Source organism: Nioella sp. MMSF_3534 (assembly GCF_030732985.1).
In the GTDB taxonomy this organism is placed as follows: Bacteria; Pseudomonadota; Alphaproteobacteria; order Rhodobacterales; family Rhodobacteraceae; genus Nioella.
On record NZ_JASHJX010000018.1, the window covers coordinates 1 to 20,574 of the forward strand.

The following is a 20,574-nucleotide window of genomic DNA, read 5'->3' on the forward strand; positions in this document are numbered from 1 at the left end:
GGGTCGCCCGGGACCGCGCTTGCACGCGTGTTTGTGGGGGCTCTGCCCCCGTCGCCTTGCAGGCGACTCCCCCGAGGTATTTTGACCAAGATGAACTGTCAGGTCATGCGGTCTCGGAGGTCTGACAGCACCGGGGTCAGGTCGCGGGCCGTATGGCTTGCCTCGCGCACCAGCCAGTCGAAATGGCGGGTCAGGGCGCGCACCCGGTCGCGGTCCCGGAACGCCACGTAGTAGCGGCCAAGATAGATCGCGGCGAGTTTCGGGCCGAAGATGGTGATCGGTGCGGAATAGACCCTTGCCGCGTCGTAGAGGAACAGCCGCAGTGTCGGGTAGAGCTGATCATGGACCGAGAGGATCCAGTCGATCTGTTCGCGGCGGACCCCGGCGGGAAGGTCCGTGTAATAGCCGGTTCCTTCGGCAAAGCTGCGCATCTCGTGCAGCGGCAGGGCAATCTCGTAGTCGCTTTCCGATGCGCGCATCCAGTCCAGCCGCGCCTCGGCCACGGCGATGGCCTGACCGGGGCTGCGGTTCATCGTGCCGGCATATTCCCATTCCATCACCGCGCGGGTCTTGAGCATGTCGGGCAGGGTGGCGGGCACATGGCGGATCTTGTAGCCTGCTGCCTCCTGGTGCCAGGCAAAGATCTGGTCATCGGCGGAGGTGGCCCGTTCGGCCTCGGTCAGGGTGGCGGTGAGCAGGTCTGCGCTGGCCTCGGGGCGGTCGGACAGGCCCAGAAGCCAGTCGGTCGAGACCGAGAGCGTCTCGGCGCAGGCTGCCACGAGATGACCGCCGGGCATGCGTGCATCCGCTTCCGACAGCAATTGCGTCACGGTCGATCTGTCCACGCCCGCGGATCGTGCCAGGGCTGCGCGGCTGGTGCCTGTCTGTTCCATCGCCTCGGCCAGGCGGGTTCGGAACAGGGCGGCGCGATCCAGTTTGTTGATAATTGAGCGCATTGTTGGATATTTTCAGCAATGTTGAATTATTGTGGAGAATTCCCTGACTGCCTTGAAAAAGCAAGCCCTGATAGGAGGTTGAGGCAAGCACCAAAGAGTGAAGGGGACGATGATGCGGGTCGAATGGCCGACGCTTGGGCTGATATTGGCATGTTATGCGGTTTGGGTGGCGGGGCTGTTCTGGCTCTCTGCGATCTGGATGCCGCTGGCCTTTCTGGCGCTGATCCTGTCCATTGCCCTGCAAAGCTCTCTTCAGCACGAGGTCATTCATGGCCACCCGTTTCCGGGGCGCAGATGGGGGGCGGCGCTGGTCTATGCCTCGCTGAACCTTGCCATTCCCTATGGCCGTTTCCGCGATACCCACCTGTCGCATCATTTGGACAGCACCCTGACCGATCCCTATGACGACCCCGAAAGCAACTATCTGGACCCTGCGGTCTGGGGACGGCTGGCAGGACCGGTGCGGGCGCTGCTGCGGGCCAACAACACGCTGCTCGGCCGGATGGTGCTGGGGCCGCTGATCGGACAGGTGACCTTCATGGCGGGCGACCTGCGGCAGATCCGGGCGGGCAACCGGCGGGTGCTGATGTCATGGCTGGGGCATGGGGCGATGATGGCCTTGATCCTGTGGATCGTCAGCCTGTCCGTGGTGCCGGTCTGGGCCTATCTGCTGGCCTGCTACGCGGGGCTTGCGGTGCTCAAGATCCGCACCTTCCTGGAACATCAGGCCCATGAGAAGGTGCGAGGGCGCACGGTGATCGTCGAAGATCGGGGACTGCTGGCCTTCCTCTTCCTCAACAACAATTTCCACGTCGTGCACCATATGCATCCGCGCACGCCCTGGTATCGGCTGCCGGGGCTCTATTTCGCCAATCGGGACAAGTACCTGACCCGCAACGATGGCTATCGCTATCGCAGCTATGGGCAGATCTTCCGTCGGCATTTCCTGCGCGCCAAGGATCCGGTGCCGCATCCGCTGTGGCCGCGCGACTGAATCGACTTGCCAAGCCGAGGGGGTGGGCGCATGAAGCGACATGCCCCTCTGGATACCCGTCACGATCCTTGCTGCCTTCATGCAGAACCTGCGGTTCCTGCTGCAACGGCATCTGAAGGTCACGAGCCTGTCCACCGCGGGCGCGACATGGGCGCGGTTTCTCTATTCCGCACCGATGGTTCTGGTGATCGTGCTGGCGGTTTCCTCCGCCACGGGGCAGGATCTGCCCGCCACCAACCTGCGGTTCTGGGCCTTCATCCTGTCGGGTGGTCTGGCGCAGATCGTGGCGACCATGTGCGTGGTGGCCCTGTTCGCGCGGCGCAATTTCGCGGTCGGCATCACCCTGAAGAAGACCGAGGTCATCCTGACCGCGCTGGTCGGGCTGGTGGTTCTGGGCGAAGCGGTGTCCCTGCCGGTCGTCGTGGCCATCGGGTTCGGCTTTGCGGGCGTGGTTTTGCTGTCGGACCCGCCCAAGGGGGACGTGGCGCTGCCGTGGCGGGCACGGCTCTTCAACGTGGCGTCGGGTTATGGCCTGCTGTCCGGGCTGCTGTTCAGCGTCTCGGCCGTGGGCTATCGGGGCGCGTCCCTTGCCCTGGCCGATGGGTCCGTCTTCCTGCGCGCGTCCTTCACCCTGTCGGCGGCGACGATGGTGCAGGCCCTTGCGCTTGGCGCGTGGCTCTACTGGCGCGAGCGGGAAGAGATCGGGCGGGTTCTGTCCAGCTGGCGGGTGTCGGGGCTGGTTGGGCTCACCTCGATGCTCGGGTCGCTTGGCTGGTTCACCGCCTTCACCCTGCAAAGCGCGGCCTATGTGAAGGCCGTGGGGCAGGTGGAGCTGCTGTTCACCTTCCTGTTCTCGATCTTCTGGCTGAAGGAGCGGTCGTCGGCAAAGGAACTTGGCGGCGCGGCACTGATCGTGCTGAGCCTGTTGCTGATCATCTGGGGGGCGTTCTGACCTATGGATATCGTTCTCAGCATCGCGCCGGTCTTCGTACTGATCTGCCTGGGTTACGTGCTGCGCCGGGGCGGAATCCCGTCGGCGGAGTTCTGGAACCTCAATGACCGGCTGGTCTATTTCCTGCTGATGCCCGCCCTGTTCTACGTGCGGATTTCCACGGCGGAGCTGTCGGGCGAGACCTTGGCGACGCTGGCCACCGTGCTCTATGCGGCCTTCTTCGCGGCGATTGGATATGGCGTTTTCGTGGGCTGGCTGATCCGGCGCGACGGGGCGGTGGTGACGTCGCTTTTGCAGGGGGTGGGGCGGTTCAACACCTTCATTGCGCTGGCGGTGGCCGAGGCGCTTTACGGCGCGCCTGCCTTGCAGATCGCGGTGCTGGCGGCGGCGGCGCTGGTGCCGGTGGTGAACCTGACGGTGGTGAGTCTCTTTGCTCTTTACGTGCCGCGGCCGGGCGCGCGGCCTGTTCTGTCGGCGCTGAAGGGGCTGGCGACCAATCCGCTGATCCTGTCGATCCTCGCGGGGCTGCTGGCCAACTGGGCCGGGCTTGGCGGGCTGCCGGTGCTGCATGACACGCTGTCGGTGCTCGGGGCGGCGGCGCTGCCGATCATGCTGCTTTGCGTGGGGGCGAACCTGAAGCTGCGCGGGCTGTCGGGCGATGCGCTGCCGATTGCACTGTCGGCCGTGGGCAAGCTGGTGGTGTTCCCCGCCGTGGTGCTGGCCATTGCCATGGCGCTCGGGGTAGAGCCGTTGCAGGCGCAGGTTTTGCTGATCTACGGGGCGCTGCCGACGGGGGTGGCGGCCTATACGCTGGCGCGGCAACTGGGGGGCGATGCGCCGCTGATGGCCGCGATGATCACCGTGCAGACGCTTCTGAGCTTTGCCGCCATGCCGATCTGGATCGCGATAGGGGAGTGGCTCTTCCTCTGAGGCCGGGCGCGGGGAAGGGCCTTCGAAGGCCCTTTTGAACGCGGTTCGAAGCGCGTTTCAAGCGGCTTGCAAGCCGCTTCCCCCCTCACAACCGTTCGAACCGGCTGATTTCGTCGAGATTGTTGAAGAACGGCACACCCGGCTGGTCGGTGCCGTTCAGGATGGCGCTCGTTTCGGCCAGCACCACCTCGGTGATGAACGGCATGTCGAACTTGCGCACCTCGTCCAGCGGCACCCATTGCAGGTGGCTCAGCTCATCCTCGGCCTTGCCGAAATCGTCCGGGTCATTGGCTAGCTTCTCGGCCTCGGCCAGGAAGAACCGCGCATCGAACCGGCGCGGGCGGCCCGGCGGGGTGATGGCCCGGAAGACGAAGCTCAGCGCATTGCCATCGGGCAAATGTCCGGTCCGCAGGTATCCACGCCAGCCCCGGGGCGCCGCGATCTGTCCCGCGCGCGGGTCTTCGGCCCCCAGAAGCAGCCCGGTTTCTTCCCACAGCTCGCGGGTGGCGGCATTCAGCAGAGCCTCGGGCGCGGTCGTGCTTTGATTGGCCAGCCGCCGCAAACACTCCGCCCCCGCCGGGTTGGCGACCGGAATTTCCGCATCCACCGCATCCACCGCGCCGCCGGGAAAGACGAATTTCGATGGCATGAACACCGCGCTCTGTCCGCGCTGCCCCATCAACACGCGCGGGCGCGTGTCGGCGTCACGCACCATGATGATGGTGGCAGCATCGCGGATCGGCGTCTCGGTCACAGCCCGTGCATCCTCTTCGCCCACTGGATGCCCACGAACACCCCCTTGAAGCGCGGCAGCAGGAAGAGCGACAGCGCCACGGTGCCAAAGCCGAAGATTGCCAGCATCTCCATCGGGCTGGGACGGTAGGCCATATAGACGTGGAGCATGCCCGCCACCATCAGATGGCCCACGATCAGGATGGTCAGATAGGCGGGGCCATCATCGGCGCGGGTCTTGGTCAGGTCCAGACCGCAGCAGTCGCAGCTGTCATTGAGCTTCAGGTAGCCGCGCAACACCCGGCCTTCGCCGCATTGCGGGCAGCGCTTGCGCCAGCCCTTGCGGACGGCGGGCCAGAAAGGGCGCTCTTCCAACTCGGCGGTGATCGTTTCCGTGGCCATGGCGGCCTCCTCATGCGCGGTTCCTTGGATTGGTTCCATATCTAATCCTGCCGCGCAACAATCTAAACCCCACCGGGGCGCGGCAAACTGGCTGTGAAACTTTTTGCGACGGAAACCTTGGGCTGCCCCGTTGAAAGGTCAGACAGGCATGAAAAAGGAGATTGCAGATGTCGACCAAGAAAGCCCTGATGCTGAGCGTTCTCATTCCCGTTGGCCTTGCGCTGGCCCTTCCCGTGGCGGCCATGGGGCCGGGCGGACGCGGCGGTGACATGGAACGCCCGAGCTTCACCGAGCTCGATGCCGATGGCAATGGCGAACTGACGCTGGAGGAAATGCTGGCGCATCGCGAGGCCCGCTTCGCAGAAGCCGACACCGATGGCGATGGCAACCTCAGCCGGGACGAGATGATCGCCGCGGCCATGGGCCGGGTGGAAGCCTCGATCGACCGCCGGATGGAGCGCTTCGATGACAACGAGGACGGCATGTTGAGCGCCAATGAACTGGACGACATGCGCCCCCGCGCCCCCGGTCCGGAGCGTCTGTTCAGCCGCATGGATGAAGACGGTGACGGCGTGGTGAGTGCCGAGGAATTCGAGACCGCGGCGGCCAACATGATGCAGCGCCGTGGCGGCATGGGTGGCCAGGGGCGCCATGGTGGCGGCGAGGGCCACGGTTGGCGGTGGGGTCAGTCCGACGAGGGCTGATCGCGCAACCGATCACGACACGGGAAAGAGCGGCCTCTCCCCCCGGTCGCTCTTTCCCCAACTGCGCAGGCGGGCTACGACAGGAGAATGGAGCCGTTGGATGCCGATCTGGACCAGCTTCAGGACGATGCCCTGATGGTGCTGTTTGCCAATGGCGAACCGGCAGCGGCCCGAATTCTGACCGCCCGCCTGCTGCCCCGGGCCCTGAGCCATGCCGCCCGGGTTCTGGGCGACCGGGCCGAGGCCGAGGATGTGGCGCAGGAGGCGATGCTGCGGCTCTGGCGCGCGGCGGCAAACTGGCAGTCCGGGGGCGCCAAGCCCTCGACATGGCTCTACAAGGTGGTGGCGAACCTGACCGTGGACCGGTTGCGCCGGTCGGGACGTGCCGTGGGGCTGGACGAAAGCGCCGAGCCCGAGGATGATCGGCCCGGTGCCGAGGAACAAATGGTGCAGGCCGGCCGCATGGCGGCTTTGGATGCAGCGCTGGCCCGGCTGCCGGAGCGGCAGCGACAGGCGGTGGTGCTGCGCCATATCGAGGGGCTTGCGAACCCTGAAATCGCCGACGCGCTGGAGATCAGCGTCGAGGCCGTCGAAAGCCTGACCGCGCGCGGCAAACGCGCGCTGGCTCAGGCGCTGGCCGGACAGAAGGAGGCCCTAGGCTATGACACATGAGCTGGACGATCTCTTTGCGGCGGCCCGCAAGGCCGAGGCGCCGGGCGACGATCTGGTGGCCCGGGTGCTGGCCGACGCGGCGGCCGTGCAGGCCGAGGCGGCGACGCGAACCGCGCCTTCGGGCGGCGGCTGGATGTCGGGCCTGGTGTCCGGGATCGGCGGCTGGTTCGGCGCAGGGGGCCTGGTGGCCGCCACCACGGCGGGACTTCTGATCGGGTTCTACGCGCCGGACACCGTTGACACTGTCCTGGGCGGGCAATTGTCCGAACTGGGGCTGGTGACGCAGGACGATCTGATGCCGGGGCTGGCCTATCTGCTGCCCGGCGAAGGGGGATAGGAGATGACGGAACCCACCCAAGCCAAGCCGCGCACGCGCCGGGGGGTCAAGATTGCCCTGGGGCTGAGCCTTGCGGTCAACCTGCTGATCCTGGGCGCGATTGGCGGGGCCCTGTTGAACGGGCGGCCCGACGGGTCGATCCGCGACCGGATGGATCTTGTACGCACGCTCGGGCTGGGGCCGCTTGGCCGGGCACTGGAGCGGGAGGACCGCAGCCAGATCGTGGCCCGCGTGGGTCAGGACCGGGCGCAGCTGCGGGCGGAGCGCGAGGCGCTTTTGGCCGCGACGCTCGCCTTCGTGACGGCGGTGGAGGCCGATCCGTTCGACCGCGAGGCCACCGCAGCGGCACTGGCGCAGCAGCGCGACCACGTGCGCGGGCTGCAGGAGCGGGGACATGGGGCGCTGATGGAGCAGCTGGAACGGATGTCACCTGCCGCACGGGCCGAATTTGCCGCCCGATTGCGCCAGTCGCTTGACCGTCATCGCAACGATCGCCGGTAACCCCTGCCGTTTCGCCGCCTGCCGGCGTCGACCCGGTAGCGTCCCGTCTCAACCCCCGGCTTGCGCCGGAGGCCTCGACGGGACGCGTTGCCACGGACAGGTGGCACGGTCGGCTCTGCAGGGGGTGCTGGCCATGCGTGTGTGAGCGTGGGACGCCTCCGGCGGAGGTATTTTTGCCAAGATGAAAGGGGGGGGGGCGTCTTGTCCGACCCGTTCGACGACCGCTTTCGGCGCTGTGGCGACCGGGAGCCTTGCCTGACTGCGAACCCTTTCTTCGGGCGACTGCCTCAGGCGACGCCCTGTGCAACCTGATTGCCCCGATCCGCGTCAGGCCGCCGAGGCCGAGAGCGTCACGAGATTTCGGCCATCCGATTTGGACCCGTAGAGCGCCATGTCGGCCTTCCGGATCAGCTGTTCCGCCGGGTCGCCGGATTGCTCGGTGATGGTCAGTCCGACGCTCATCGTGACGGCAATCGCGCGGGCCGGGCCGTCAATGCTGATCGGGCTGCCACCGATGGCCTCGCGCAGCCGTTCGGCGCAGTGCAGGGCCGTGGCGGCGTCGGTGTCCTGCAGGGCCACGAGGAATTCCTCTCCGCCGAGGCGGGCCAGAAGATCCTGCGGGCGCAGCACCGCGCGCAGGCGCTTGGCCACCGATGACAGCACCGCATCGCCCGCCGCGTGGCCATGGCGGTCATTCACCGCCTTGAAGTGATCGAGATCGAGCATCATCACCGCGACCCCGCGGCCCGGCTCCTGCAACATCCGGTCGAGACGTTTGAGTGCAAAACGGCGGTTGTGCAGGCCGGTGAGGCTGTCGGTCACGGCCAGTTCCAGACCTGCCTCGACGGTGGCGCGCAGCCGGTCGGACTGGCGCTTGCGGCGCAACTGGGTCTGGATGCGGACGGCCAGTTCCTCGGGGTCGATGGGATCGTAGAGGATGTCGCCTGCGCCGAGATCCAGCGCCACGGCCCCGCGTTCGCTGTCATTGCGGGGCAGGACGGTCAGGGCCGCGGCATGGCGCGTCGCGGGGCGCGAGCGCAGGTCGGAGAGAAGGCGCAGCCCCTCATTGCGCATGGTGAGGTCAGCGGCGATGACGAAGACATCCGGGGCGCTGCCGGTGTCGCGGGCCTGAAGCACCCGTTCGCGCGGCATCACGATCAGATGTTCGCTCAGCCGGGGGGCCAGGGCGCGCTTCCAGGCCAGGCCGGTGACCGCGTCGGGGGCGACCAGCGCCACCTTGCCCGGCGTTTCATAGGCCGGGGCGGGTTCCGCAAAGCCGAGCCCGGCATAGGAGTCCTCTCGCAGGCGCAGTTCGCGCTGGATTTCATGGGCGCGCAGCAACGACCGGACTCGGGCCAGCAGCGTGACCTCGTCGACCGGTTTCGACAGGAAGTCATCGGCGCCGTGCAAAAGCCCCTGCATCTTGCTGTCACGGTCGGCCAGCGCTGTCACGAGGATCACGGGGATATCGGCGGTTTCGGGATCGGACTTGAGCTGTTCGCAGACGCTGACCCCGCTGATGTCGGGCATCATCACGTCCAGCAGGATGAGGTCCGGCTGTTCCGATTTCGCAAGGCGCAGCGCGGCCTGCCCGCAATCGGCTTGCAGCACGGAATAGCAGGCCGCCGCCAGCTTGACCTTCATCACGATGCGATTGGTGGCCACATCGTCCACAACCAGTATGCGCCCAGTCATCCTATGCTCCGCCACTGTTTATCTCGGGGCTTTCTTCATCCATGCTCCCGAAAGGTTAACAAAGCCTTTAACGAGAGGGATTCGCGGGCATATGAATGCAACTCGGGCAGAAGAAGTTGCGCTTTTGGCGCTCGGCTGGCTGGTGGGGAACGATGACCTGCTGCCTGTGTTCCAGGGGGCCAGCGGAGTCTCGGCCGATGATCTGCGTGCAGGCGCACAAGACCCGGCATTCCTGGCATCGGTCCTTGATTTCCTGCTGATGGACGATGCCTGGGTGATCGCGGTCTGCGATCACCTGGGGGTGCCTTACGAAACGCTCTATCAGGTCCGCCAGAGGTTACCCGGCGGAGATTTGCCCAACTGGACCTGAGAGACCGGCGGTCAGTCGCTTCCGCCTTCGCCGGCACAAAGCTTGGCCAGCAGGCGCTTCAACTCGCTGCGTTCCTCGACGGTGAGCTTGGCGTTGAAGTGGTTCATGTTCTCGGAGCAGATCGGAACCGCCTGGATCATCCGGTCATACCCTGCGTCGGTCATGCTGACCTCGGTCATGCGGCGGTCTTCCTTGCCGATGGCACGGGTGATCAGCCCCTCGGTTTCCAGCGCGCGAAGGGCGCGGGATGTGGCGGTGCGGTCGATCCCGACAAAGGCCGCGATGTCAGAGGGGTTCTTCAACCCCTCTTCCGCAACGGCCAGAAGGATGCACCAGCCAACCCGCGTCAGGCCGAAACGCCTCAGCCCGTCTTCGACCCTGCGTTCCACAAGGCGCGCCGCAAATGACGCGTGAAAGCCGATGCTATCGTGCAACCCGTATTTCAATCGCTGTCCGTCCATGAAAGCCCCAGACAAAAAAACAGAGTGTCCGGCCAAATCCAAGACACTTCATGGTGGCAATTGCTATTCCGTCATGCAGTATTTCACTACTGAGGGAGGAATTCAATGATTTCGGCAATCCTATTCGACAAAGATGGAACCCTGTTCGATTTCCAGGTCAGTTGGTCGGCCTGGGCAATGACATTCCTGCGCGATGCGGCCTCTGGGGACGAGACCCGCGCCGCCCATTTGGGGGCTGTTCTGGGCTTTGACTGGCATGCGGGGCGATTTCGCGAAGACAGCTGCGTGATTGCCGGGACCGACGATGACATCGTGTCGGCGCTGGAACCGGAGCTGCCGGGTGTCAGCAGGGCCGAGCTGAAGATGAGGATCGCCCTTGCCGCCGCCGAGGCCCCGCAGAGCGAGGCGGTCCCTCTGGCCCCGTTCCTGGACGCGCTGAAGGCGCGAGGGTTGAAGGTGGGCGTGGCCACCAATGACACAGAAGTCACCGCGCGGGCCCATCTTGCGGCGTCAGATGTGCTCGACCGGTTCGATTTCATCAGCGGCGCCGATAGCGGTCATGGTGCAAAGCCGGGGCCGGGCATGTGCCTTGCATTTGCCAAGGCACTTGGCCTGTCGCCGGCCGAGGTGCTGATGGTCGGGGACAGTCTGCACGATCTGCATGCGGGCCGCGCGGCGGGAATGCGCACGCTCGGGGTGCTGACCGGGGTGGCCGGGGCCGAGGTTCTGGCGCCGCATGCGGATTACGTTCTGCCCGATATCGGTGGCCTCGAAGGGTTGCTGGACCCCGACAATCGCCTCAGGCCGACCGACCTGGCGTCGTAAACGACGCAAACGGAATCGGAATCCGTCGCTATCTGAAAACTGTGCGGGCGGGCGCTACGCCAATTTGGGGCCAACAGGATTGGAGAGCCCCGATGACCGAAGACGCCCCCCGCCGCCGCCGAGCCGGCGGACGCCGCGGCCACGCAGACCGTGCCGGACATGCCGCCATCGACCAGATGCCCTGGCGTCTGCCGGTCAACCCCGACCGCCCGACCGAACCGATGCCCCCGGAGGGGGTTCAGGCGATCCACAAGGGTGCCATGCGGATATTGTCGGAGATCGGGATCGAGTTCCTGAACCCGGTCGCACGCGACCATCTTGCCCGTGCCGGTTGCAAGGTCGTGGGCGAAAACGTGAAGATGGACGAGGATTTCGTGATGGAAATGGTGGCGCGCGCGCCCGACCACTTCTCGATCACCCCGCGCAATCCCGACCGGAAACTGATTATCGGTGGCAATCACATTGTCTTTGGAAATGTCTCCTCGCCGCCCAATGCCTGGGATATGGATCGCGGCAAGAGATCCGGGGATTTCGAGACCTACAAGGAATTTCTGAAGCTTACCCAGTATTTCAACTGTATCCATTTCGCGGGCGGCTATGCGCCCGAGCCGGTGGATGTGCACGCCTCGGTCCGGCATCTGGAATGCCTCTATGAAAAGCTGACACTCACCGACAAGGTGGCCCATGCCTATTCGCTCGGGCGGGAGCGGGTCGAGGACGTGATGGAAATGGTGCGCATCGCGGGCGGGCTGACCGAGGAAGAGTTCCGCGCCACGCCGCATATGTACACCAACATCAACTCTGTCTCGCCCCTGAAACATGACTTCCCGATGCTGGAAGGTGCGATGATCCTGGCCGAGGCGGGGCAGGGCGTGGTGGTGACGCCCTTCACGCTGGCCGGTGCCATGGCCCCCGTGACGCTCTCGGGTGCGGTGACGCTGAGCCTGGCGGAAGGCCTCGCCGCGATTGCGCTGCTGCAATTCATCGCGCCGGGATGCCCGGTGGCGATCGGCACGTTTACCTCGAACGTGGACATGAAATCGGGCGCGCCCGCCTTTGGCACCCCGGAATATATGCGCGCGACCCAGATGACCGGGCAGATGGCGCGGTTCTACGGGCTGCCGATGCGCGCCAGCGGCGTCTGTGCGGCCAACGTGCCCGACGGTCAGGCGATGTGGGAAACCTGCCATTCACTGTGGTCGGCGGTGCAGTCGGGCACGAACATGGTCTACCACGCGGCGGGCTGGCTGGAGGGCGGGCTGATTGCCAGCCCCGAGAAATTCGTGATGGATTGCGAGGTTTTGCAGATGATCCAGCGCTATTTCGAGCCGCAGCTATGGGCGACGGCGGACGAGGATATCGCCATCGACGCGATCCGCGAAGTGGGGCCGGGCGGGCATTACTTCGGCGTGCAGCACACGCAGGACCGCTATCAGACCGCGTTCTATTCGCCCTTCGCCAGCGACTGGCGCAACTATGAGGCCTGGGAAGCGGATGGCGGCACCTGGACGGCGGAGCGGGCCAACAAGATCTACAAGAAGATCATCGCGGAATTCGAGGCGCCGGCCATGGATGAGGCGGTGAAGGAGGAATTGCGGGCCTTCGTGGATCGCCGGATTGCCGAGGGCGGCGCGCCGACCGATTTCTGAGATCATGGCTTTCCCGACCACGGAGCGGGAGGGCCCCCTGTAACGGCTTCTTAACCTCTTGGGTCTAGACCTGAGCGGCAGTTGAAGGGAGCCTGAGAATGCATGGTCTTGTGAACCGTGCCCTGCAGGGGTTTTTGATCGACACCTATGGAGAGGTGACCTGGGACGAAGTGTTGAGCCAGGCGGGACTGCCGGCGGGCGGGTTCGAATCCATGCTGCATTACGAGGATCGCCTGACCGGTGAAGTGATCGTCGCGGCCTCTGCCGTGCTGCACAAGGACCGTTGCACCCTGCTGGAGGATCTGGGCACTTACCTTCTGTCGCATCCCAACCAGGAAGGCCTGCGCCGCCTGATGCGCTTTGGCGGCGACTCTTTCTTCGACTTCCTGCAATCGCTGGATGATCTTTCGGGTCGGGCACGGCTAGCGCTGCCCGATCTGGATATGCCCGACCTGACGATCCAGCATGACAGTCATAACCGTTTCGTCCTGTCGGTCCGATGGGGGTTGCCCGGGGCGGGGTCGGTGTTTCTCGGGGCGTTGCGGGCGATGGCCGACGACTACGGCGCGCTGGCCTTCTTCGAGGCGGAAGAGGGCGAAGATGGCGAGGAACGCGTGGTGATCGACCTTGTCGATCAGTCCTTCGCCTCCGGGCGCAGCTTTACCCTTGGGGGACGGGTGGCATGATCCAGGATCGGGTCATCGGACTGTCGGGGACCGCGCTGGACCAGCTGATGCCCATGCATCTCTGGGTCGGCCCGTCGGGGCTGATCAACCGGGTCGGCCCGACCCTGTCCCGGATTGCTGCACGGGATCTGCGGGGGCAGCCGCTGTTTGATGTCATCGACCTGCATCGCCCCCGATCCGCCCGAACGCTGGAGGCGCTGCTATCCCTGCAAGGCGCACGACTGACCCTGTGCCTGCGCTGTCGGCCCGATCTGCAATTCCGCGGCATCGTGGTGGGGTTGCCCGCGGGTGTGGGTGGGCTGATCCAACTGTCGCTCGGGTTGTCCTTCGCCAAGGCCGTGGATGATTGCGGATTGACGCTGAAGGATTTTTCTCCGTGTGATCAAACGGTCGACCTGCTCTACCTGCGAGAGGCCAATGCCGCCATCGCCCGCGAGTCCCGCAAGCTGACCGAACGGCTGCAACGCGCCAGGCAGGCCGCGGAACAGCAGGCCCTGACCGATACGCTGACAGGGCTGGCCAACCGGAGGGCGATGGATGCGGCCCTGTTGGCGCTGACAGAGGTGCCGGTGCCGCGTTTCGGGCTGATGCATCTGGACCTTGATTTCTTCAAGGAGGTGAATGACAGCCTCGGCCACGCGGCGGGCGACCATGTGCTGACCCATGTGGCCGATATCCTGCGCTCGGAAATCCGCGGCGGCGATATCGTGGCGCGGGTCGGCGGCGATGAGTTCGTGCTGCTTTTCCGCGATTGCGATGACCCCGACCTGTTGGAGGCCATCGGCGCGCGGCTGATTTCGCGGCTGGAGGAACCGACGATCTTCGACGGCCAGCCTTGCCGCATCTCGGCCAGTGCCGGTTCGGTCCTTGCCTCGCGCTATGATCACCCGACACCGGACCGGATGCTGAATGATGCCGATGTCGCGCTCTATGCCTCCAAGAACCGGGGGCGGGCACAGCATACGCTCTATTCGGAGGATCTTCTGGCCCCGCTCCGGCCCAATTGAAACGGCCCGCACCGGACAGGCACGGGCCGTTATCTTTTGAAGACGAATAGAGATCAGGCGGCGGGGCTGGCCTGAAGGCTTTGCACGTTCAGATCGCCCTCGCGCGCCGCGCGCATGGCCAGAGCGGCGGCATGGGCTCCGGCGGCGGTGGTGAAATAGGGGATCTTGTCATAAAGCGCGACCGAGCGGATCTCGCGGCTGTCTTCCACCGCCTGCGCGCCTTCGGTCGTATTCATGACCAGGTGAATCTCGCCATCCTTCAGCAGATCGACGATATTCGGACGGCCCTCATAGACCTTGTTTACCGTCTCGCAGGCCAGCCCGTGGCCTTCCAGCCAGCTTGCGCTGCCGCGGGTCGCAACCAGGGTAAAGCCCAGATCGATCAGGATCTGCGCGGCTTCCAGCATCAGGGCGCCCTTGTCGGCATCCTTGATCGACAGGAACACACGGCCTTCGGAGGGCAGAACCGTGCCCGCGCCGAGCTGCGCCTTCAGGAAGGCGCGGGGGAAGGACACGTCCCAGCCCATGACCTCGCCGGTCGAGCGCATTTCGGGGCCAAGGATCGTGTCGACGCCGGGGAAGCGGGCGAAGGGCAACACCGCCTCTTTCACCGAATACCAGGGCATCATCGGATCGGCGAGCGTCATCGGATCGGCCTCTGGCAGGGTGCCGGGCTTGGCGTTTTCCGGGTAGGGCGCGCGCATCGGGAAGGTCGCCAGAGGTTCGCCCGCCATCAACCGCGCGGCGATTGAGGCGATGGCGCTGTCTGTGGCCTTGGCCACGAAGGGCACCGTGCGGCTGGCGCGCGGGTTCACTTCGATCAGGTAGACCTCTCCATCCTTCACCGCGAACTGGACGTTCATGAGGCCGACGACATTCAGCGCCAGCGCCAACGCGTGGGCCTGTTCCTTGATGACGTCCAGCACATCGGCTGGCAGCGAATAGGGCGGCAGCGAACAGGCGGAGTCGCCGGAATGCACACCGGCCTCCTCGATGTGTTGCATGATGCCCGCGATGTGCACCTCTTTGCCATCGCAAAGCGCGTCCACGTCCAGTTCGGTGGCACCGTCGAGATAGCTGTCGAGCAGCACCGGGCTGTCGCCCGACACGACCACGGCCTCGTTGATGTAGCGGCGCAACTGGTCCATGTCGCGCACGATTTCCATGGCGCGGCCACCCAGAACGTAGGAGGGGCGGATCACCAGCGGGAAGCCGATCTCTTCCGCGATGGCCAGCGCCTGCTCATCGGTCGAGGCGATGCCGTTATGGGGCTGCTTCAGCCCAAGCCGGTTCACGAGATCCTGGAACCGCTCGCGGTCTTCGGCCAGGTCGATGGCGTCGGGCGAGGTGCCGAGGATCGGGATGCCAGCCTCTTCCAGCGCATTGGCGAGTTTCAGGGGCGTCTGGCCGCCGAACTGCACGATGACGCCATGAAGCGTCCCGGCCTCCTGCTCGACGCGCAGGATCTCCATCACATGCTCAAAAGTCAGCGGCTCGAAATAGAGGCGATCCGAGGTGTCATAGTCGGTCGACACGGTCTCGGGGTTGCAGTTGACCATGATGGTTTCATAACCCGCCTCGGTCAGCGCGAAACAGGCGTGGCAGCAGCAATAGTCAAATTCGATGCCTTGGCCGATCCGGTTGGGGCCACCACCCAAAATCACGACTTTTCTGGCACTTGTGGGACGTGCTTCACATTCTGCTTCACCCATGACGCTGTGTTCATATGTTGAATACATGTAAGGCGTCTGCGCTTCGAATTCCGCGGCGCAAGTGTCGATCCGCTTGAATTGCGCGGTCACGCCAAGGTTCACGCGGGCGCGGCGGACGTTGTCTTCGTCCCGGCCCGTCAGCTTGGCCAGTCGGGCATCGGTGAAGCCCATCATCTTGACCCGGCGCAGGCCCTCTTCGGTCACCGGCAGGCCGTCGCGGCGGATTACCTCTTCGGCGTCGACGATCTCGCGGATACGGGCGAGGAACCACGGGTCGAAGGACGTGATCGCCTGGATTTCGTCATCCGAGAAGCCATGGCGCATGGCCTGGGCGATAACGCGCAGCCTGTCCGGGGTCTGTTCCGACAGGGCCTTGGACACCGCCGCCTTGTCGGGCGCGCCGGGGATGGCGATCTCGTCGAAGCCGGTCAGGCCGGTTTCCATCGAAGCCAGCGCCTTCTGCACGGATTCGTGGAAGCTGCGCCCGATGGACATGGCCTCACCCACCGATTTCATCGCGGTGGTCAGGTAGGGCTGCGAGCCGGGGAATTTCTCGAAGGCAAAACGCGGGATCTTGGTGACGACATAGTCGATGGTCGGCTCGAAGCTGGCCGGCGTGACTTTGGTGATGTCGTTGTCCAGTTCATCCAGCGTATAGCCCACGGCCAGTTTCGCGGCGATCTTGGCAATCGGGAAGCCGGTGGCCTTGGAGGCCAGCGCCGAGGACCGCGACACGCGCGGGTTCATCTCGATCACCACCATGCGCCCGTCGGCGGGGTTCACCGCCCATTGCACGTTGGACCCGCCGGTCTCGACCCCGATCTCGCGCAGGACGGCGATACTGCCGTTGCGCATGATCTGGTATTCCTTGTCGGTCAGCGTCAGCGCAGGCGCCACGGTGATGGAATCGCCGGTATGCACCCCCATCGGGTCCACGTTTTCGATGGAACAGACGATAATGGCGTTGTCGGCGGTGTCGCGCACCACCTCCATCTCGTATTCCTTCCAGCCAAGCAGGCTTTCATCGACGAGGATCTGGTTGACGGGAGAGGCATCCATGCCGGTGCGGCAGTAGTGGATGTAATCCTCGCGGTTATAGGCGACGCCGCCGCCGGTGCCGCCAAGGGTAAAGGCAGGGCGGATGATGGCGGGCAGGCCGATCTCTTCCAGCTCGTCCAGGGCCATCTGCACGCCCGCATCCAGATCGGCGCTGCCATTGGCCTTCTTGGGGGCGGTGATAATCGTGGCCTTGGGGTTCTCCAGCCCGATCCGGTCCATCGCCTCGCGGAACAGCTTGCGGTCCTCTGCCATTTCGATGGCGCCGCGCTTGGCGCCGATCATCTCGACACCGAACTTGTCCAGCACGCCCATCTCTTCCAGCGCCAGCGAGGTGTTCAGGCCGGTCTGTCCGCCCATGGTGGGCAGCAGCGCGTCGGGGCGTTCCTTTTCGATGATCTTGGCCACCACCTCGGGCGTGATCGGCTCGATATAGGTGGCGTCGGCAAGACCGGGATCCGTCATGATCGTGGCCGGGTTCGAGTTGACCAGGATGACGCGATAGCCCTCTTCGCGCAGCGCCTTGCAGGCCTGGGCCCCGGAATAGTCGAACTCGCAGGCCTGGCCGATCACGATGGGCCCCGCTCCGATGATCATGATGGACTGGATATCGGTTCTCTTCGGCATGGCGTGTCCCCGGGCAGCAGGCGTGGGCGACGAGGGGATGCCCCCCCGCGCAAATTGTCCTGCGTTATAGGGATGGAGCGCCCGCGCGCAAGGGGGGTCTGGAATGAATCTCAATCTGTCGCGTCCGGGGGTGTCCGTCGGTGGCATTTGCACCTATCTGGGGTGCAAGCGGAATCAAGCCACGAGTCGACATCAGACATGCGCATCACCTTCGATCACGGACCCGGGTCTGGGCGCAGAAAGTTCGAATCCCCCCGCGCGTTGATCATTGCGCGGGATGCAGATGACGTGGCCGGGGCGCTGCAGGAGATGGAGATCGCCCGCGCGGGCGGGGCATGGCTGGCGGGATATGCCAGCTATGAACTGGGATATGCTCTGGACCCGAGGCTCGCGCCGCTGATGCCGGAGGCCCGCAAGATGCCGTTGCTGTGTTTCGGCGTTTATGACCGGCCGGAGCCTGCAACATCGGGGTCGCGCACGGTTCTGCGCCCGCGAAACATCGCCCCCCGCTGGAGCGCTTCGCGTTATGCACAGGCCTTCGACCGGCTGCATGGGCTGATCGGCGCGGGGGATCTGTATCAGGCGAATCTGACCTTCCCGATTGATCTCGACCTTGCCGGATATTCCGCCGCCTCGCTTTACGAGGGGTTGAGCGACGGGCAGCCCGTCGGCCATGGCGCGCTGATCGAGCAGATGGATGGCCCCGATATCCTCAGCCGCTCGCCAGAGCTGTTCTTCCGCACGGACGGTACGGGCCGCATCCAGACGCGTCCCATGAAGGGAACGCAGCCCCGGTCTGCCGATCCGGCGGAGGACGCGGCGCGGCGGGAGTTTTTGACGACTGACGAAAAGAACCTCGCGGAAAACCTGATGATCGTGGACCTGCTGAGAAACGATATCAGCCGGGTTTGCGTGGCGGGCAGCGTCAAGGTGCCGGAACTGTTCACCGTCGAAAGCTATGCGACCGTGCACCAGATGGTGTCGCTGATCGAGGGGCAGCTGCGCGACGGGATGGGGCTGTCGGAGATTCTGCGCGCCCTGCATCCCTGCGGGTCGGTGACCGGCGCGCCCAAGATTCGCGCGATGGAGGTGATCCGCGAGCTGGAGCCGTGGCCGCGTGACATTTATTGCGGTGCCATTGGGTGGGCCGCGCCGGATGGGCGGTCTGAGTTCAGCGTTGCGATCCGCACGCTCATCCGCGACAAGACGGGCCATGCGGTGCTGAATGTGGGTGGCGGCGTGGTCTGGGATTCGACCGCTCAATCGGAATACGAGGAGGCGCTGTGGAAAGCCCGTTTCCTGAGCCGGTACCAGCCGGAACCCGCCTGATCGAAACCTTCGGCTGGTGGCCGGGCGAGGGGGCAAGGCGGCTCGACCGGCACCTTGCCCGACTGGCGCGTAGTGCCGGGACGCTTGGCTTTCCCTTCCATGAGGACGCGGCGCGGGAACGGGTCGCGGGGCTCGCCGGGCAGGAGGCCATGCGCTGTCGTCTTACGCTTGGGGCCGCCGGGGATCTGGAGTTTGCCGCTGTGCCCTTGCCGCCTTCCCCGGACCGGGCGTGGCGCGTGGCAATCCACCCGGAACGGCTGCGCTCGGATGACCCCTGGCTGATGCACAAGACCACGAACCGGGCGCTGTATGATCAGGCGCGGGCGGAGTTGCCGGAGGGTGTGGATGAGCTTCTCTTCCTCAATGAGCGCGGCGAGGTCTGTGAAGGGACGATCACCAATATCTTCGTGACGTTAAAGGACGGTCACCGGATCACGCCGCCTCTGTCTTCCGGGCTGTTGCCGGGTATTCTGCGTGAAGACCTGCTATCAAACGGCGGTCTGGAAGAAGCCCCCGTCACCCTCGATATGTTGCGCCGCGCCCGCGCGATATCCCTCGGCAATTCCCTGCGCGGAGAGATCGCGGCTCAGCTGCTCATATAGTCCCGCGTCAGGGGCACCGCGTCTTGCTGGCGGGCCAGCTGCATCTGGAAGACGCATTGCTTCGCATGGCGGAAGGACATTTCGCTGGCCTTGAGATAGTACCGCCACATCCGCACGAAGCGCGCATCATAGAGCCGCTCGGCCTCCTCCGCGCGGGCCATGAACCGGTCATACCAGTGGCGCAGGGTTTCCGCGTAGTGCAGCCTCCAGACCTCCACATCCGTGGGGTAGAGCCCTGATTTTTCCACCGCCGCCGACATTTCCGACAGGGCGGGAACATAGCCGCCGGGGAAGATATACTTGGTGATCCACGGGCTGGTGCTGCCCGGCGGTGTGGCCCGCCCGATCGTGTGGATCAGCGCGATGCCATCCGGGGCCAGCCGGTCGCGCACCGTGTCGAAATAGGCGCGGTAATGGGGCACGCCCACATGTTCGAACATGCCCACGGACACGATCCTGTCGAACTGTCCGGTAACGGCGCGGTAATCCCTCAGCTCGAACCGGACCTTGTCGGCCATCCCCGCCGCTTCGGCCCGCGCGCGGGACCAGTCCAGCTGCTCGATCGAGAGCGTCACGCCCAGAACCTCGACGCCGTAATCCTGTGCCAGGGTCAACGCCATCCCGCCCCAGCCCGAGCCGATCTCGAACACCCGCATCCCCGGTTCAAGGCACAGTTTCTTGGCGATATGCGCCTTCTTGGCGGCCTGTGCCTCCTCCAGTGACATATCTGGGCGGGCAAAATAGGCGCAGGAGTATTGCCGGTCCTCATCCAGAAAGAGGTCATAAAGCGCTGCCGACAAATCATAGTGATGCGCCACATTGGCTTGCGCCTTGCTGGCCGGGTTCCATTGGTCCAGCCTGCGCCGGGCCAGCCGCGTGGTCTGGATTGCCCTGCGCCACCACAGATCGCCCGACTGCGCCACATTCATCGCCAGCAGCGCGTGCAGCCCATCCAGATCGTCACCGTAAATGGTGATGCGCCCCTCCATGAAGCCTTCGCCCAAGGTCATATCAGGCGCGGTCAGGATGCCCCGCGCGATGCCCTGATCGTGAAAGCGCAGCCCGACGGCAGGCCCCGGCCCGCCCTCGTATCGGCTGACCCTGCCATCAGGATGCGTGATTTCCAATGCGCCGGTCTTGATGAAGCCGCGCAGCATACCGTCTAACAGCTTGTCCCACATCGCCCTCAAAACCCCCGTTTCATCAGGTCGCGCGTGTCACAATCCGGGGGGTATTCTGCCAAATCCCGCGAAAAAGGGAAGATTTCGCCGCGAAACAGCCCAAGGCCCGGCAAAGCACCGCCGGGTCGGCCTTGACTTCCCGGCGCGCAGAAGGTGTATCGGCACAGTCGAAATTCCACCCCCGAAGGGACATC

General features: G+C 65.0%; 21 protein-coding genes. 14 read left to right on the top strand and 7 right to left on the bottom strand.

Going from position 1 to position 20,574, the window contains the following annotated elements; genetic code table 11:
• Nucleotides 1-98 precede the first annotated feature (98 nt).
• Entirely contained in the window at nucleotides 99-956 is an 858-nt protein-coding gene (locus RBB16_RS09275) for a helix-turn-helix transcriptional regulator (protein WP_306045897.1), read from the bottom strand.
• 112 nt (nucleotides 957-1,068) lie between these two features.
• Between RBB16_RS09275 and RBB16_RS09280 the strand changes: the two genes are divergently transcribed.
• Genes RBB16_RS09280 through RBB16_RS09290 form a run of 3 tightly spaced genes read left to right on the top strand, consistent with a single transcriptional unit; the run spans nucleotide 1,069 to nucleotide 3,832 of the window.
• Nucleotides 1,069-1,950 carry a fatty acid desaturase gene (locus RBB16_RS09280; protein WP_306045898.1) on the top strand — a complete coding sequence of 294 codons (882 nt, stop codon included), beginning with the start codon at nucleotides 1,069-1,071 and terminating at the stop codon, nucleotides 1,948-1,950.
• A gap of 40 nt (nucleotides 1,951-1,990) precedes the next feature.
• Nucleotides 1,991-2,902 carry a DMT family transporter gene (locus RBB16_RS09285; RefSeq protein WP_306045899.1) on the top strand — a complete coding sequence of 304 codons (912 nt, stop codon included), beginning with the start codon at nucleotides 1,991-1,993 and terminating at the stop codon, nucleotides 2,900-2,902.
• Nucleotides 2,903-2,905: 3 nt separating this feature from the next.
• A complete protein-coding gene (locus tag RBB16_RS09290) occupies nucleotides 2,906-3,832 on the top strand; it encodes an AEC family transporter (RefSeq protein WP_306045900.1) in 927 nt (308 codons plus the stop codon).
• An 85-nt stretch (nucleotides 3,833-3,917) separates the two neighbouring features.
• Here the strand turns inward: RBB16_RS09290 and RBB16_RS09295 are convergent, their stop codons facing one another.
• Both RBB16_RS09295 and RBB16_RS09300 read right to left on the bottom strand, forming a co-directional pair.
• A complete protein-coding gene (locus RBB16_RS09295) occupies nucleotides 3,918-4,586 on the bottom strand; it encodes an NUDIX hydrolase (RefSeq protein ID WP_306045901.1) in 669 nt (222 codons plus the stop codon).
• A complete protein-coding gene (locus tag RBB16_RS09300) occupies nucleotides 4,583-5,005 on the bottom strand; it encodes a DUF983 domain-containing protein (protein WP_371931229.1) in 423 nt (140 codons plus the stop codon). The genes RBB16_RS09295 and RBB16_RS09300 overlap by 4 nt, the downstream gene beginning before the upstream one ends.
• 128 nt (nucleotides 5,006-5,133) lie before the next feature.
• On the opposite strand from RBB16_RS09300, the gene RBB16_RS09305 reads away from it, so the two are divergent.
• The 4 genes from RBB16_RS09305 (at nucleotide 5,134) to RBB16_RS09320 (ending at nucleotide 7,180) form a co-directional block, all read left to right on the top strand.
• A complete protein-coding gene (locus RBB16_RS09305; RefSeq protein ID WP_306045902.1) occupies nucleotides 5,134-5,670 on the top strand; it encodes an EF-hand domain-containing protein in 537 nt (178 codons plus the stop codon).
• An 87-nt stretch (nucleotides 5,671-5,757) separates the two neighbouring features.
• On the top strand, nucleotides 5,758-6,342 hold the full coding sequence (locus RBB16_RS09310; RefSeq protein WP_306045903.1) for an RNA polymerase sigma factor: 585 nt from the start codon (nucleotides 5,758-5,760) through the stop codon (nucleotides 6,340-6,342).
• Nucleotides 6,332-6,679, top strand: coding sequence for a hypothetical protein (locus RBB16_RS09315; RefSeq protein ID WP_306045904.1), 348 nt, complete (start codon nucleotides 6,332-6,334; stop codon nucleotides 6,677-6,679). The genes RBB16_RS09310 and RBB16_RS09315 overlap by 11 nt, the downstream gene beginning before the upstream one ends.
• Before the next feature lie 3 nt (nucleotides 6,680-6,682).
• Complete coding sequence (locus RBB16_RS09320) at nucleotides 6,683-7,180, top strand: periplasmic heavy metal sensor (protein WP_306045905.1); 498 nt, start codon at nucleotides 6,683-6,685, stop codon at nucleotides 7,178-7,180.
• A 327-nt stretch (nucleotides 7,181-7,507) separates the two neighbouring features.
• On the opposite strand, the gene RBB16_RS09325 is transcribed toward RBB16_RS09320, so the two are convergent.
• Nucleotides 7,508-8,875 (bottom strand): diguanylate cyclase, encoded by a 1,368-nt coding sequence (locus RBB16_RS09325; protein WP_306045906.1) that lies wholly within the window; start codon nucleotides 8,873-8,875, stop codon nucleotides 7,508-7,510.
• A gap of 91 nt (nucleotides 8,876-8,966) precedes the next feature.
• Here RBB16_RS09325 and RBB16_RS09330 point away from each other — a divergent pair, with 91 nt between their 5' ends.
• Nucleotides 8,967-9,245: a DUF3572 domain-containing protein gene (locus RBB16_RS09330; RefSeq protein WP_071688541.1), complete on the top strand. Its 279-nt coding sequence runs from the start codon at nucleotides 8,967-8,969 to the stop codon at nucleotides 9,243-9,245.
• An 11-nt stretch (nucleotides 9,246-9,256) separates the two neighbouring features.
• Here the strand turns inward: RBB16_RS09330 and RBB16_RS09335 are convergent, their stop codons facing one another.
• Nucleotides 9,257-9,706 (bottom strand): MarR family winged helix-turn-helix transcriptional regulator, encoded by a 450-nt coding sequence (locus RBB16_RS09335; protein ID WP_306045907.1) that lies wholly within the window; start codon nucleotides 9,704-9,706, stop codon nucleotides 9,257-9,259.
• 105 nt (nucleotides 9,707-9,811) lie between these two features.
• On the opposite strand from RBB16_RS09335, the gene RBB16_RS09340 reads away from it, so the two are divergent.
• The 4 genes from RBB16_RS09340 (at nucleotide 9,812) to RBB16_RS09355 (ending at nucleotide 13,873) form a co-directional block, all read left to right on the top strand.
• Nucleotides 9,812-10,531, top strand: a complete 720-nt coding sequence (locus RBB16_RS09340; protein WP_306045908.1) for an HAD family hydrolase — start codon at nucleotides 9,812-9,814, stop codon at nucleotides 10,529-10,531.
• A gap of 92 nt (nucleotides 10,532-10,623) precedes the next feature.
• Entirely contained in the window at nucleotides 10,624-12,180 is a 1,557-nt protein-coding gene (locus RBB16_RS09345; protein ID WP_306045909.1) for a trimethylamine methyltransferase family protein, read from the top strand.
• A 98-nt stretch (nucleotides 12,181-12,278) separates the two neighbouring features.
• A complete protein-coding gene (locus RBB16_RS09350; protein WP_306045910.1) occupies nucleotides 12,279-12,866 on the top strand; it encodes a heme NO-binding domain-containing protein in 588 nt (195 codons plus the stop codon).
• Nucleotides 12,863-13,873 (top strand): GGDEF domain-containing protein, encoded by a 1,011-nt coding sequence (locus RBB16_RS09355; protein ID WP_306045911.1) that lies wholly within the window; start codon nucleotides 12,863-12,865, stop codon nucleotides 13,871-13,873. Before RBB16_RS09350 ends, RBB16_RS09355 begins: the two co-directional genes overlap by 4 nt.
• A 53-nt stretch (nucleotides 13,874-13,926) precedes the next feature.
• Here RBB16_RS09355 and carB read toward each other — a convergent pair whose 3' ends face one another.
• The gene (carB, locus tag RBB16_RS09360) at nucleotides 13,927-17,268 is read right to left on the bottom strand and encodes a carbamoyl-phosphate synthase large subunit (protein ID WP_306045912.1); all 3,342 of its coding nucleotides are present in this window, start codon (nucleotides 17,266-17,268) and stop codon (nucleotides 13,927-13,929) included.
• Between the two features lie 198 nt (nucleotides 17,269-17,466).
• Between carB and RBB16_RS09365 the strand changes: the two genes are divergently transcribed.
• Nucleotides 17,467-18,597: an aminodeoxychorismate synthase component I gene (locus RBB16_RS09365; RefSeq protein WP_306045913.1), complete on the top strand. Its 1,131-nt coding sequence runs from the start codon at nucleotides 17,467-17,469 to the stop codon at nucleotides 18,595-18,597.
• Nucleotides 18,552-19,199 (top strand): aminotransferase class IV family protein, encoded by a 648-nt coding sequence (locus RBB16_RS09370; protein WP_306045914.1) that lies wholly within the window; start codon nucleotides 18,552-18,554, stop codon nucleotides 19,197-19,199. Before RBB16_RS09365 ends, RBB16_RS09370 begins: the two co-directional genes overlap by 46 nt.
• Here the strand turns inward: RBB16_RS09370 and RBB16_RS09375 are convergent.
• Entirely contained in the window at nucleotides 19,184-20,380 is a 1,197-nt protein-coding gene (locus tag RBB16_RS09375) for a cyclopropane-fatty-acyl-phospholipid synthase family protein (protein ID WP_306045915.1), read from the bottom strand. The genes RBB16_RS09370 and RBB16_RS09375 overlap by 16 nt on opposite strands.
• Nucleotides 20,381-20,574: the final 194 nt, after the last annotated feature.

Bases quoted from the DNA above. Each gene is read 5' to 3' on its own strand.
- RBB16_RS09275 (WP_306045897.1), bottom strand. From the start codon at position 956: ATGCGCTCAATTATCAACAAACTGGATCGCGCCGCCCTGTTCCGAACC.
- RBB16_RS09280 (WP_306045898.1), top strand. From the start codon at position 1,069: ATGCGGGTCGAATGGCCGACGCTTGGGCTGATATTGGCATGTTATGCG.
- RBB16_RS09285 (WP_306045899.1), top strand. From the start codon at position 1,991: ATGCCCCTCTGGATACCCGTCACGATCCTTGCTGCCTTCATGCAGAAC.
- RBB16_RS09290 (WP_306045900.1), top strand. From the start codon at position 2,906: ATGGATATCGTTCTCAGCATCGCGCCGGTCTTCGTACTGATCTGCCTG.
- RBB16_RS09300 (WP_371931229.1), bottom strand. From the start codon at position 5,005: ATGGAACCAATCCAAGGAACCGCGCATGAGGAGGCCGCCATGGCCACG.
- RBB16_RS09305 (WP_306045902.1), top strand. From the start codon at position 5,134: ATGTCGACCAAGAAAGCCCTGATGCTGAGCGTTCTCATTCCCGTTGGC.
- RBB16_RS09310 (WP_306045903.1), top strand. From the start codon at position 5,758: ATGGAGCCGTTGGATGCCGATCTGGACCAGCTTCAGGACGATGCCCTG.
- RBB16_RS09315 (WP_306045904.1), top strand. From the start codon at position 6,332: ATGACACATGAGCTGGACGATCTCTTTGCGGCGGCCCGCAAGGCCGAG.
- RBB16_RS09320 (WP_306045905.1), top strand. From the start codon at position 6,683: ATGACGGAACCCACCCAAGCCAAGCCGCGCACGCGCCGGGGGGTCAAG.
- RBB16_RS09325 (WP_306045906.1), bottom strand. From the start codon at position 8,875: ATGACTGGGCGCATACTGGTTGTGGACGATGTGGCCACCAATCGCATC.
- RBB16_RS09330 (WP_071688541.1), top strand. From the start codon at position 8,967: ATGAATGCAACTCGGGCAGAAGAAGTTGCGCTTTTGGCGCTCGGCTGG.
- RBB16_RS09335 (WP_306045907.1), bottom strand. From the start codon at position 9,706: ATGGACGGACAGCGATTGAAATACGGGTTGCACGATAGCATCGGCTTT.
- RBB16_RS09340 (WP_306045908.1), top strand. From the start codon at position 9,812: ATGATTTCGGCAATCCTATTCGACAAAGATGGAACCCTGTTCGATTTC.
- RBB16_RS09345 (WP_306045909.1), top strand. From the start codon at position 10,624: ATGACCGAAGACGCCCCCCGCCGCCGCCGAGCCGGCGGACGCCGCGGC.
- RBB16_RS09350 (WP_306045910.1), top strand. From the start codon at position 12,279: ATGCATGGTCTTGTGAACCGTGCCCTGCAGGGGTTTTTGATCGACACC.
- RBB16_RS09355 (WP_306045911.1), top strand. From the start codon at position 12,863: ATGATCCAGGATCGGGTCATCGGACTGTCGGGGACCGCGCTGGACCAG.
- carB (WP_306045912.1), bottom strand. From the start codon at position 17,268: ATGCCGAAGAGAACCGATATCCAGTCCATCATGATCATCGGAGCGGGG.
- RBB16_RS09365 (WP_306045913.1), top strand. From the start codon at position 17,467: ATGCGCATCACCTTCGATCACGGACCCGGGTCTGGGCGCAGAAAGTTC.
- RBB16_RS09375 (WP_306045915.1), bottom strand. From the start codon at position 20,380: ATGTGGGACAAGCTGTTAGACGGTATGCTGCGCGGCTTCATCAAGACC.